Origin of the sequence: Sphaerisporangium perillae, assembly GCF_023276435.1 — a bacterium.
Classification (GTDB): domain Bacteria; phylum Actinomycetota; class Actinomycetes; order Streptosporangiales; family Streptosporangiaceae; genus Sphaerisporangium; species Sphaerisporangium perillae.
In genome coordinates this window covers 201,555-214,389 of the sequence record NZ_JALLPO010000008.1, presented here as the reverse complement: position 1 = coordinate 214,389, position 12,835 = coordinate 201,555, and the positions used below count along the sequence as shown (strand labels likewise).

The following is a 12,835-nucleotide window of genomic DNA, read 5'->3' as shown; positions in this document are numbered from 1 at the left end:
ACGCCACCGCGTGAAACAAGGCGAACGCCGACCTGGCTGCCCCGCCAATCGGGACGGCAAGGACGGCGGCTGTCACGTTCCGGCGAGTTCACGAACCGTGGCCATGTCGCTGAAGGGGAGCAACTTCTCGCCGACGATCTGGTGGGGCTCGCTCCCCTTTCCGGCGACCAGCACGACGTCGTCCGGTCCTGCGGCGGACAGGGCGAAGGCGATCGCCTGGCGACGGTCGACGAAGCGTCTGAACGGTTTACCGGTGGTCACGAGGCCCGGGGTGATCTGGTCCAGGATCGCCTCGGGGTCTTCGTTGCGCGGGTTGTCGGAGGTGAGGACGCACAGATCGGAGTAGGTTCCGGCGATCTCCCCCATCTCGGCTCGCTTGGTGGTGTCACGGTCTCCACCGCACCCGAAGACGGTGATGACCTGGCCGGAGGCAAAGCTTCGGATGGTCGTCAGGACCTGCTCCAGAGAGTCCGGGGAGTGGGCGTAGTCGACGATCACGCACGTGCCGCCCGGGGTCTCGAAGCGTTCGAACCGGCCGGGGATCGGCGGCATCCGCTCGAGCGCGGCGATCAGACCGTTCAGGTCGTGTCCCAAGACGTGGCAGGCGGCCACGGTGGCCAGGGCGTTGGCCACCGAGTACCGGCCCGGTACGGGGATCGCCGCCGGGTACTTGCGGCCGTCGTGGTGCAGGGTGAAACGCGTGCCGTGCGCGTCCACGGTCAAGTCGGTGGCCCGATAGTCCGCCTCGGTGTCGAGAGCGTACGTGGTCACCGCGCCCGGCATGAGCGCCTGGATACGGGCGCTCACCGGGTCGTCGGCGTTGACCACCGCGCGGCGGCACAGCCCCTGGAACAAGCGCAACTTGGCGTCCCGGTAGTTCTCCATCGTCCCGTGGTCGTCCAGATGGTCCTGGGACAGATTGGTGAAGACCCCGACATCGATGAAGGAGCAGTCCACCCGGTGTGTCAGCAGAGCCATCGACGTGGCCTCCATCACCACGCTCGCGACCCCGCTATCGCGCATGCGTCCCAGCAGGTACTGAAGGTCCGGTGACTCCGGTGTGGTCAGCACCGACCTCGGCATCGGGATCAGCTCGTCGCCGATCCGGCTGCCGGACGTGCCGATGACCCCCACCCTCGCGCCCTCGGAGATCCGGAGCGCCGACTCGACCGTGTACGACACCGAGGTCTTCCCGTTGGTGCCGGTGACCGCGATCATGTCCATCCGTCGCCCCGGCTCGCCGTAGTAGCGGGAGGTCAGGATCGCGGCCGTCGTACGGGTGTCCAGCACCTGGACGACACATACGCCCGCGGCCGATGCCACAAGCGCCGGCGCCTCGCCGTCCACGATCACCGCGACCGCACCGCGCGCGAGGGCCGGTCCGATGGAATCGGGACCGCCTTCGCGGTGGTCGGGTACCGCGATGAACAGTGAACCCGGCGTCACCCGATCGACGTCGAAGCATGCACCGGCGGTGATCGGCGTCTCCGGGTCGCCCTGGAGCACCTGGTGGTCGTGCCCGGCCAGTAGTTCGCTCAGCCTCACGGCGATTCCTTCGAAGACGGATTTGGCCCGGTCACGTGGCCGGCAGCGCCAACGGCTTGCCGGAAACCGGGAAGATTACGGGGAATGGGACTCCGATGCGAGCTACATGTGACTGCTCAGCTTGGTAGGCGGAGTCCTACTTGGTTCTCGAAAAGGAGCGCGCCGGGGACAGACCCCGGTGAGAGCCGGCGAAGATCGCTAGCCGCGGCCGTGCAACACGCGGTGACCGGCTTCCGGCGCCTCCGCGTCGGCTGCGGTCGCCGGGCCGACACCTGTCGGACCCGCAATGGTCGAGCACAGCGCGAAGACCGCCTGCCGCAGGCGATGTCTCATGACGCTTGTCCGACCCATGGACATCAGTGTACGGCCGGTCCGGCACTCGAACCCATCTCCGGCACAACTCGCGTAGATCGCCTGCCGGGCTGGGCGGTGGCTGGTCCCGAGTGAACACGTGGGTGCCTCAGCCAGTCATGTCGACACCGTCGAAACGCTCAGGTTTCCAGTGCACCGGTTGCTCTGGCAGACAGGCCCGCGCCGGTGAAACAGGTAACCGATACGACACGACGTCTACGACCGTATCGGCACGCAGTTGGCATCCGTGTCAGCAAGAGCGAACCGATCGAAGAGGAATCGACGTCTAGGAAACTGTGAAGCTTTCTTTGATCGGTCTCGGCCTCGCGGCGGCCGGGGTGTGTACAGCGGCTATGGTGCTCTCGGGATCGGTCAGCGAGTCACCGCCCGTACCGTCCACCTGCCCGGAACGCTGGGGCGGCGACGGCATCGGCGGCTGGGTACCCGCGGCCGCCGACATCGACGGCGTGGAGGAGTCGCTCGTCCCCGGCTCGCCGGTGAAGGCCCTCATCTGCGCCTATCCCGGGGACAACGCGCATCCGGGTGGCGAGCGGCTGGCCGGTTCGCGGACGCTGACGGATCAGACGGCGGCGATGGCCCGCGACCTCGCATACCTCCCGGTGACCACCGCCGACGTAGGCCGTCCATGTACAGCGATGGGGGGAGCGATGACCAACTACCTCATCCGGTTCGCCTACCCCGACGGCCGCGCCCTGTGGGTGGGCAGCGCCGAGGAGGTCAACCACTGCGTGAGGACCACCAACGGCACGGTCGGCAGCAGCTCGTACGCCGGGCCCGCCCTCACCACCGCCTACAAGGACGGAGCTTGGCGGTCCGTACCTCCGGGCGACCCCTGCCGGGGCCCCGGCGACCGCCGGGGGCAAGACGAGCTGATGGTTCCAGGACGACCCGGCCGGCTCACAGTGTGCAGGGACGCCACCTACGTAAGGCCGCCCTACCGGAAACGGCACGGCAGGGACGTCGCCCGCGCGCTGGCCGAGACGCTGAACTCTCTGGACACCGTGCCGAGCCAGAACACCTGCCAGGGGATAGGAGGCGCTCACGAACGCGGCATCCGGCTCATATTCGACTATCCGGAAGGACCGGCCGCCGCAGTGACGATCTCAATGGACTGCGTCCCCGCCATCAATAACGGCCTGCTCCAGGCCGACCTGGACGACCGCGTCCGCGACCAGATCCAACGTCTCGCCCCATCCTGACGACAGAACACGCCCTGCCACCGGATCCGACTGAGCGGGGCTGCCGTAGAAGGCGGTGCCCTGCACGACCTTCCCGTCCCGCAGAGTCAGGACTGGTCGTCTGGTCGTCGGCAGGTCAGGTGGCCGGTTCGGGGTTGATGACCCGGCCGCGGGAGATGACGGTGCGGGCGTTGCGGATCGCGGTGATGTCGGTGGTCGGGTCGCCGTTGACGAGGAGCAGGTCGGCGTCGAGCCCGATTCTCAGCCGGCCTGTGCGGTCCGTCAGGCCGCACGCCCGGGCGGCGAGGCTGGTGGCCGACGCGAGCGCGGTCGTTGGGGGAACTCCGGAGGCGACAAGCTCGATCACCGCCAGCGTGAGGTCGCCGTGCGCCTTGACCGGGTTGATGCCGGAGTCGACTCCGCTGATCAGGGTAACTCCGCCCCGATGCAGCTCTCCGACCTGGACCAGCCTGTCCTCCACGGTGACGCCGCTGCGCTTGAGCAGGGCCGCCATCGCCGGCGACGGCGGCCCTGCCATCCGGCTAAGCTCGTGGCCCAGCGTCGGACAGACCATGATTCCGGCCGCGGCGATCGCCTCAGCGAGCTCCGGCGGCGTGTGCATGCCCTGCTCGCCGAGGCAGCTGCAGTGCTCGATGCCGTCGACCCCCGCGGCGACGCACTGTTCCACCGCCGCGAGCGCGTGCGCGTGCGCGATGATGGGGAAGCCGAGCCGGTGGGCCTCATCGACGACGGCCATCACTTCTTCGAGGCTGAACTGGCAGGCCCGGATCTCGGTGGTGGGCGTCAGCACGCCGCCACTCGTCATGATCTTCACCAGGTCGGCTCCGCGGTCGGCGCGTTCCCGAACTGCCCGGCGCAGTTCCTCGACGCCGCTCGCCTCGCCGCCCATGCTCGCGCAGTGGCCGCCCAGGCTGGTGATGGGCGGCCCGGAGGCGACCACCGTCGGCCCGTGGGGCCGCCTCCGGTGCCGGTCGACGACAGCCCACTGGTGGTCTCCGAGGTCCCGTACCGCCGTCACGCCTGCGGCGAGCTGTGCCGCGAGCGCCGCCTCCACGGCGTTGTCGAGCTCGTCGGGGCTCAGGCTGGGCAACCGGTCCAGCGCGTCGGGTTCATTGTTGCCGCAGAGATGGCTATGAGTGTCGATGAGGCCGGGAAGCAGGGCGGTTCCCGGCAGGTAGGTCACCTCGAAACCGTCCGGCGCCAGTGCGGGACCCGGCTCCACCCCGATGATGACGCCGTCCTGGACGAGCACCAGGGCGCCGCCCGGGACCGCCTTCTCACCGTCGAACGCGATATCCGCGCGGTACCCGCGCGCCGGCTGCCTCTCGACGTCCATACGACGGACTCTACGACGATCGTAGTGCTAGGCACAACTATTGTAGTTAATTGGACTACTGCCGTAGTATCCTGGTATGGCGAACAGACGCGAGACCTTGCTCGACGCCGCGATCGCCGTGCTCGGCGAGCGTGGGATCCACGCGCTCACCCACCGCACCATCGACACTGCCGCGGGGCTGCCGACCGGCTCCACCTCCAACCACTTCCGCACTCGCGATGCGCTGTTCGACGCGGTGGTGGAGCGGTTCGCCGCCCGTGAGCGCGCCAACTGGGAGGAAATCGCGGTCAGGATGCACCCCACCACGCCGCGGGAGCTGGCCCACGCCCTCACCGTTTTCGCGCAGACCGCCACCGGGCCGCAGCGGACGCTGACGCTGGCCCGGTACGCGATCCTCGTGGAGGCCGGCATCCGTCCGTCGTTGCGGGCGCAACTGACGGTCACCGGCGCGCGGGTCAACGCCTGGTTCATGAACTGGCTGCGCATCGCCGGCTCCACCGATCCCGAACGCGACGGGCCGATCATCATGAACCACTGGACCGGCATCATCCTGCACCAACTCGCCATCCCAGACCCGGCGTTCGATCCATCCGAACAAATATCGGCGCTCGTCACGAGCGTCATCCGTTCTCGTCCAGCGGAGGCACCGGCATGAGGGACAAGCAGCCACAAGATCCAGTCGTCCTGGACCGCGACCAAGTCTGGCAAGTGATCGACGCGCAGCGAGCGAGCCTGGCCGACCTGTTGGAAGACCTGTCCGACGACAAGTGGCGGCAGCCGTCGCTGTGCGCGGGCTGGACGGTTCGGGACGTCGCCGCGCACCTGACGCTGCAGCAGCTCGGTCTGGCCGACATGATCGGCATGATGGGCCAATGGCGCGGAAATCTTGACCGCACGATCCACTACGCGGCCTGCCGGCGCGCCGCCGCACTCTCGACCGGGCAGATCATCGCCCAGATCCGCGGCATGATCGGGTCTCGGCGTCACAACATCGGGGCCACCCATCTGGAAACGCTCACCGACATCCTCGTCCACGGGCAGGACATCGCCATCCCCCTCGGCCGCCGCCATGACATGCCACCGGCCGCAGCAGCCGCCGCGGCCGGCCGGGTGTTGTCCATGCGCTGGCCGCCGCCCCTTCCCGCCACCCGGAAGGTGACAGGGTTCCGGTTGACCGCCACGGACATGCCCTGGGCCGTCGGCGACGGGCCAGGGGTCCAAGGCCCAATGAGCGCGATCCTCCTGATCTGCACCGGACGCCTCGCCGAGCTACAGCAACTGTCCGGCGAAGGCGTCGCCGACCTCACCGCACGCCTCTCGGCGCCAACACCGAAATAGATCGGCCGGCCGCTCCCGAAACGATTCGCCGACATTCATCACATCCGTCTGCGCTCTACGACGAGATCATGGGCGCAAAGCGGAAGCGTTCGTGACAGTGGAGGGCTGGGAATCGGGCTCGGGCTTGCCGATCGGTTCGATGAACCCGCCGGAGAGGTAGCCACTGCCTGAGAGGCCCATCAGCACGAGCAGGGTGGCCGGGATCTCCGGGAGGCCTTCGCGAGGGTTTGTGATGAGCTGGAGCAGGAAGTAGCCGACAGTGATGAGGGTGAAGACAAAATACTGGACGTCCAGTAGCGCCCCGTGCCCGGCGTCGTCGGTGACTATCTGGCGGAGCCCGGCCAACAGGCCGACCTCACGGGGATCGGCCGGCGGGGCCTTGGTGGCGGCTGCGGTGCCGGAGTCCACGGCCTGCGGCGTCCCGGCCTCCGGCGTTCCAGCAGGCATCCTCTTGTTGATCCTCTCCAGGGCCCCTAGGACCTGGTTCTTCCTGATGAGCGCCACTGACAGCGGCCATCCGAGCAGAAGCAGATACTCCCACCGGAAATCGCTCCCGAGGAGCCTCGCGAACGGAGTTCCGTCCATCACGTCCGCCGGACAGGAGCCCGCATAGGCGGTCCCCGCCGGGATGGGGCAGTTGGGAGTGCGACCGGCGAGCAACAACATGAGCAGGCCGAAGACGATGGCCACACTCCAGATCGCCACCTGCACCTTCGACGTCGACGCCCGCCCATCCGATCCCATGACCATGCCTTTCAACCCGGCCCGCCGGAAGTCGCTGATCGAGGCGGCGCGCTCGGCCATGTCGCCCGGAAGGTTAGCCTCGGTGGGTTTGGAGGGCGGTTTGGCACCCACCGCCACCATGTGGACGACGCACATCGTCACCGCCACAAGCAGCGCCGACGCGAGTGCGGCCCACCTAGGGGTGAAGCGCCATGCGAGCTGCTCCGACAGCGGCCAGACACCGGTGGGTGAGAACACGGCCGTCGTCCACCACACGACGAGTACGACGCTGATCGCCGACACAGCTGCCGCGAGGATTCTCTTGATCATTTCACGATGCCTTTCAAGGAAGTCGGTCCAGCTCGCGTCACTGCGGCCATGGTTCGGTAGGGCGCACGGTGTCGAAGGCCAGCCCGCTGGAGCTCTCCCCGACGCCTGGGGCCTTCTCCCGCCGAATCCAGCTGTGCCACGACCCGTCGAACCAGCGGGCCAGCACGGGACGGCGGGTCAGGCTCACGCCGTCGCGCGGTACCTCTTCTTCGTGCACCCACAGCCCCTCACTGATCAACCGGCCCTGCGGGTGCGACGCCAGGCCGGGCGCGTCGAGCCCGGCCAGCCGGAACCGGATCACCGACGGCCGCACCATCTCGGGGACCAGCGGGAACCAGTAGTCCGGTACGACCGTCTGCATGCCGTACGCCGGAAGCTCGCCGGTCGGGATCGGATCGGGCGCGATCCGCGCCCACCGGTCCCGCCGATCCACCGGCTCGCCCCGGCCATCGGTGTAGTGGTGTTGTACGGCCCAGGCGAGGTTGGCCAATTCGTCGCGAGCCAGTCCGATGTGCTCCAGTGGCTGCCCCATCTGGCCGCGTTCGGAGGGCAGCACCAGCAGCCCGGACGCCGCCGGGTGGTCCGGGTCGGGGCTGTGCAGACTGAACATCGACCAGGCCGAGTCGCTCCGGCCGGCGCGTTCGATCAGATGGTGGCGGCCGAACACGTCACGTACCAACAGCTGGTCCAGCGTGGTCAGCGAGCCGACCGGCGCCTCGAGGGGGACCAGGAACCAGTCATTGCCGTAGACCGTGGCGAACGAGATCAGCAGCAGCCGTCCGGTGTCGAGCGTGGACACCTCCGCCGAGCCCAGGTCGACCTGCGCGTCTTCCATCTCCCAGAACCGGTCGGCGGGCATTCCGCCGTAGCGCACTGTCGTGGGAAGGCCTTCATCGGTGAACACCTGCCGCGGGCCGGGCGGCATGGCTGCCGACTCGGGATCGACGTCGACGCTGTACCAGTCCAGCCCGTCGCCCAGGTATTCCTCGGCACGTAGCACCGCGCCGCCGCTGGACAGCTCGGCCGCGTGCTCGAACCGGTGCGGGTCAAAGCAGTCAGGTCCGCGCTCGGCCAGCTGATCCGCCCACCAACGCCGCCAGCGGCCGCCCACCTCGCCGAGCCTCGGGTCGGCCCCGGGGTGAAAGGTGCCCGCGTCGAGTGCCGCCGCCACTGACGCCGCGTCCGGCACCCGGCCGCCGAGTAGGTCGACGAGGCCGCCATCCGCGTCACCGGTCGGAAGGATGTGCGGGGCGAGTGCCTCGGTGGCGGCGGCGCGCAGGCCGGCGTCGTCCAGCATGCGCAGCAGTTGGGCGCCTCCCTCAGCGCGCAGCCGCTCGTCGACGCGCACTGGCTCGTCCTCGATCTGCGCGTCCAGCGGGCCCCGGCGGGGGTCATAAGGTATCCAGTCGGACGCGCCGACCGGGCGCCAGGCGTCGATCGGCGCACTGCCGCCGGACATCCGGACCACCGCCGGCGAGCCGGCGTCCTGGGCGGCGAACTCACCGAACTGCCATTGCCGGGTCAGCAGCCACAGCGGGTCGTGCACCCGGGCGGCCAGGCCGGACTCGACGTCGCCGGTACGGTGCCCGGGCTCCAGTCGGAACGGACCGTCCGGGTCGGTGTCCGGACGGCGGGTTTCGATCGAGGCCAGCAGTTGCCCGGTCCCGCTGTGCGGGGCGATCCGGATGGCGGGCATCAGGTCGTCCAGCAGCGGCAGGTCGGCGAGGTCGACGGCCCTGAGCTTGGCCAGCTCCAGGGTCTCCCTGAGTACCTGAACCAGGCCGTCGGAGGTCCAGCCGCGGTCCAGGTCCGGGGGCACCGCGATGAGCACGGTGTGCGGGGCCTTCGCGTCCGGCCGGTCGTAGTGGAACGCGACGCCGGTCAGTTCGGTCTCCGGCGGTGTGCCGGTCGGCAGCGCCGGTGCGGCGGGGCGGAACCGGTCCGCTCCGGGCAGCAGTTCGACCCACTCATCGAGCAGCACGCCCACTACGTCCGCTCCCAGTCGCGCCGGCGCGTGCCACACGAGCTGGGCGCGAGCGGCCGGGCGCCGTTCGGTGGGGAAGACACCGCCGATCCAGGCATCGGGCGCGCCGTCCGCTCCGGTCGGCGGGTCCTGCGCCGCGCACAACCGCTCCGCGTGGCCGGCCCGGGCGCCGGCCGGCACCAGTGTCTCGTACAGGGTGCGGGCGACCGGACGTACCATCGCGTTGCGCCGCAACCAGTCCTCGACGTCGGCGCCCGAGACGTCCTCCCGCGCTGCCGGCACTGGTCCGGCGAGCCTGGGCAACACCGGGACGTCCGCGCCGAGCACCTCGGCCAGGGCGGCCCGCGCCTGGGACAGCCACCCTTCGACCCCACCGGATTCAGCATCCCCTGAGCCCGCCGCACAGGCGGCCAGGGCGGCGGCGCCAGGATGAGACGCGACCAGTGGGTGGGCAGCGAAGGCGGCGAGCCGGCGCCGGGCGTCCGCGATGTCCACCGTGTGATCCGCCGGTTCGCCGGGCAGATGCCTCGGCAGTACGGGCTGCGCGCTGGTCAGCAGCGAGCGGATCCGCGCCGCCGTGCCGCGCAGCGCCGCCCAGCCGGCGCCGGCCAAGGTCACCAGCGTGCCCGGCTCAGCCCCGAGGGTTTCTCGCACCGCGCGGCGCAGCCTGTCCTGTTCGGCGCTGCTCGCGTCGAGCACCGTGCTCAGCGCGCCGAGCCCGAGGCGGTCGGCGGGGATTTCGAAGGGCCGGGCGCCGCCACCGTCCCGCGCGCCATTGTGGTCGCCGGGTCGACTCGGGCCCAGTTCACCGGTCAGCGTCCAGCCTGCGGCGGGGCCGAGTAGGTGCGCAACCCACGACTCCACCGCCGGCGTCACCTCCGCGACCGGGTCGGCGGGCCAGCCGGTCGGCCCGACCGGTTCGGTAGGCAGCAGCGCGGCCACCCGGTGGGTCAGCGCCTGAGCCCGGTGCGGGGTGCGCAGCACCTGCCAACCGTCGGGTACGTCGCCGCCCCGGCCAAGCGTGTCGGCGGCCAGTCCAGCGCGCAGTGGGCTGCCGCCGACCAGTTGGTGCACGCTCTCGGCCAGCACCAGGTCGCCCACCGCGTCCAGCGCGTCTGTCAGGTCGGCCAGGATCGGCTCGACGGCGCCGGGGTTCCCGGCGAATCGCAGGGCGTTCGCGCCGGCCCGGGCCAGCGCCATCCCGTCCACCACGTTACGCGCGGCGATCGCCAGGGTGCTGTGCGCCCACAGCCCATCGACGCCATCGGGATCGTCCGGCTCGTCGACCGTCGGGATGGGGAACGCGCGGCGGAATCCGTCCACCTCGCTGTCCAGGTTCGCCTCGTGCAGCGCCCGCTCGAACCGGTAGCCGAGCAACGCGCCGAGGCTCTGTCCTCGGCGCACTCCGCCGAGCAGCCAACGGGCGATCCTGGCCCGCCTGGAGTTGAGGTTGACCGCGTAGGTCTGCTCGCCGGGATGTCCGAGAAATCCCGAGCGCAGCACCGCCGCCGTCGCCGCGTGCTGCAGCGACGGTGCGTGGACGTAGCCGTCCTGGTCCGACACGATGGCCGTGTCGTTCTCGTCGTCCAGCTCGATCTCGACTTGCTCCCTCGGCACCGGCGGTCGCAAGTTCTCCACCCAGCCGTAACAACCGAACCGAACGCCGTCGACCCCGGAGGCCCGCTGTTCGGCCAGCCGGTGGGAGGCCAGCGACGTGACCCAGGCGTCCAGCCGGTGCGAGTAGATGTCGATCACCTCCAGCAGCAGCGCGGGCAACCGCGTCACCGGGACGGCGGCCAGGGCACGCATCGCGGCTTCCAGCTCGGCCAGGGCGTCCGAGAAGTGGGCGGCGGCTGCGACCCGCTCCTCGTGGTCCCTCTCGTTCAGCCCTTCCAGCACGTCGGCCACCAGCTGGTCCACCTCGCCGGTCACGGCCAGCGCCTGGCGCAGCGGGTCGTTCGCCCCGTCGTCGCCGTCCATGAACGCCCAGTTGGGCAGGTACAGCAGCGCCGTGAGCACCTCGCTGACGTCAGGTGGCTCGTCGGTGCCCTCCGGCGACCCGCCCTCATCCGGCGGTGTTTCGCCGTCGTCCTGCGGCGTCCTGCCCGGGGCCGGTGCGGCCGCATCCGGCAGGTCGAACAGCGTGTCGCGCCGGCGAGGGGGCTCTCCGCCGGAGGACAGCCCCACCGGCCAGTCGCGGTGGTAGCTCGCGGCGTCCAGCTCGCCGGCCAGGAACGCCCGCACCGCCCGTAGATAGTCTGCGGTGGCCAGCACCCGTGCCGGGAAGGTGACCGGGTCCGGAGTGAGCCTGGACATGAATGCCGGCACGCCGGTCGCCTCGTCCAGGCCCCAGCCGAGATCGGTCCAGCCGTCGGAACGGGTGGTCCAGCGCAAGGTTCCATCCGGGGGCAGTCCGGGCAGGCCGAGCTCGGCGGGTGGTTGGTCGCGCGGGGTCCTGGGCACGGCGAACCCGGGGCCGTTCAGCCGGCGCATGGCCAGCCCGGTGGCCACCGGCAGCCGCTGCAGGGCGTCCACCGCGACCTGGTCGACCGGCTCGTCCGGCCGCACCCGCGGGATGGGGGCCTCGTCCAGTGCCGCGCGCCAGCGTTCCCGCAGCCGGCGCAGCCATGGCACGAGCAGGGCGTCCACATCGCGGTCCCGTCGGGCGCGCCAGTCGCCCAGCGCGGTGACGGGCAGCACCCCGTAGGGCTGATGGCCGACCCGCAGCATCGGCAGCGGGCCGCGACTTCGGACGTGCTCGGCAAGGTGGTCCCGGATCGCGCGCCATGGCCGCGCCGGGTCGGTGGCCTGGACCTGCCGAGTACCCAGGTTGAGGTGGGACACCGAAGCCTCGGCGAACCCCTTGCCCAGGGTCGGCCAGGTGAGCAGGGACAACGCGGCGATGGCGGCCGGTTCCGGGTCCTTCGCACCGGGGCGGCCGCGCAGCGGCCCGGCGTCCGGCAGGCCGAGCGCGGCGGCCAACGCATCCGCCACCGGGTGCTCACCGGCCGGCAGGTCTGGACCCGGGTACGCCGGCTGCGACGACCAGCCGGACCGAGTGCGCGGCGTGTTGTTGGTCGGGGTGCCGGGCGCCAGCAGGCCGAGCCCGCCGCCGAACGCGTGGCCGAGCAACAGGTCCGACAGGTGGGCGGCGCCGGCCGCCGCCGGCTCGTCGCGCACCCCGACGACCAGCAGCTCGTCCAGGTGGTCGGTGCCGTCGGCGAAGGACAGCTCGACGGCCATGCCGGCCTTGAGCGCGGAGAACCAGTCGGTCTCCCAGCCTTCCTCCTCGGCGCGCAGCAGCCCGGCCGGAAGCGGGTCGGGTACGGGGCGGCCCAGCTTGTCCACCACCACCTGGCCGTCGACCAGGCCGACGAACCGCCAGCGCTTCGGCATCACGACCGTGCGCTGCCGGCGTTCGCGCTGGTCGACGGGGCGTACGACCGGCGGCGGGGCGCCGGGGCGGCAGGCGCGCACCGCCCAAGCGGCCCGCGCCGGACGCATCCGGCGGAGCAGCCGCTGCCAGGCGTCCTGGCTCGGGTCCCGCCAATACTCGGCGGCGGCGTCCGCCTCGTCCGGGGTGAGCTCCGGGTTGAACCGGGACAGCTGGATGTCGTCGGGGTACACGCGGACCCGGAGCGTGCGCGGTTCCCACCAGATGGTCTCCACTCGCACGGGCAGCAGCGCGATCGGGTCGGTGTTGTCGTCGCCGAACAGCCGGGTGCCGGCGTCCAGGGCCTGGGCCAGTTCGTCCTCGGCGCCGCTCACGAAGCCGTTCAGCTGGCCGGCCGCCCGTCGTAGCTCCGCCTGGACGCCCGCGGCGGTGGTGAGCTGCTCGGACGTGGCGCGCTCGTCGCCGGCTTGGATGGCATCCTGCAGTCGCCGGACCACGGCCTGCTGCTCGTCCGCGCGGGCCTGTGCGGTGTCGGCCTCGGCACGGGTTCGGTCGAGCTGGGCGCGGACGCTGAATGGCTCGCTCATACCCGGTGTCCTCCTTCTTGTCGCGCG

7 protein-coding genes are annotated in these 12,835 nt (G+C 70.8%); 3 read left to right on the top strand and 4 right to left on the bottom strand.

Annotated features, from left to right (window positions below; all coding sequences use genetic code 11):
* Window positions 1–72 precede the first annotated feature (72 nt).
* Window positions 73–1,545, bottom strand: coding sequence for a UDP-N-acetylmuramoyl-L-alanyl-D-glutamate--2,6-diaminopimelate ligase (locus MYF83_RS10390; protein WP_248960029.1), 1,473 nt, complete (start codon window positions 1,543–1,545; stop codon window positions 73–75).
* Between the two features lie 647 nt (window positions 1,546–2,192).
* On the opposite strand from MYF83_RS10390, the gene MYF83_RS10385 reads away from it, so the two are divergent.
* The gene (locus MYF83_RS10385) at window positions 2,193–3,116 is read left to right on the top strand and encodes a hypothetical protein (protein WP_248960028.1); all 924 of its coding nucleotides are present in this window, start codon (window positions 2,193–2,195) and stop codon (window positions 3,114–3,116) included.
* Window positions 3,117–3,231: 115 nt separating this feature from the next.
* Here the strand turns inward: MYF83_RS10385 and MYF83_RS10380 are convergent, their stop codons facing one another.
* On the bottom strand, window positions 3,232–4,452 hold the full coding sequence (locus tag MYF83_RS10380) for an amidohydrolase family protein (protein ID WP_248960027.1): 1,221 nt from the start codon (window positions 4,450–4,452) through the stop codon (window positions 3,232–3,234).
* 97 nt (window positions 4,453–4,549) lie between these two features.
* Here MYF83_RS10380 and MYF83_RS10375 point away from each other — a divergent pair, with 97 nt between their 5' ends.
* Window positions 4,550–5,107: a TetR/AcrR family transcriptional regulator gene (locus MYF83_RS10375; protein WP_248960026.1), complete on the top strand. Its 558-nt coding sequence runs from the start codon at window positions 4,550–4,552 to the stop codon at window positions 5,105–5,107.
* Between the two features lie 53 nt (window positions 5,108–5,160).
* Window positions 5,161–5,790 carry a maleylpyruvate isomerase family mycothiol-dependent enzyme gene (locus MYF83_RS10370; protein WP_248960025.1) on the top strand — a complete coding sequence of 210 codons (630 nt, stop codon included), beginning with the start codon at window positions 5,161–5,163 and terminating at the stop codon, window positions 5,788–5,790.
* 66 nt (window positions 5,791–5,856) lie between these two features.
* On the opposite strand, the gene MYF83_RS10365 is transcribed toward MYF83_RS10370, so the two are convergent.
* Window positions 5,857–6,843: a hypothetical protein gene (locus MYF83_RS10365; protein WP_248960024.1), complete on the bottom strand. Its 987-nt coding sequence runs from the start codon at window positions 6,841–6,843 to the stop codon at window positions 5,857–5,859.
* Window positions 6,844–6,880: 37 nt separating this feature from the next.
* The gene (locus MYF83_RS10360; RefSeq protein ID WP_248960023.1) at window positions 6,881–12,808 is read right to left on the bottom strand and encodes a hypothetical protein; all 5,928 of its coding nucleotides are present in this window, start codon (window positions 12,806–12,808) and stop codon (window positions 6,881–6,883) included.
* Between the last annotated feature and the right edge of the window lie 27 nt (window positions 12,809–12,835).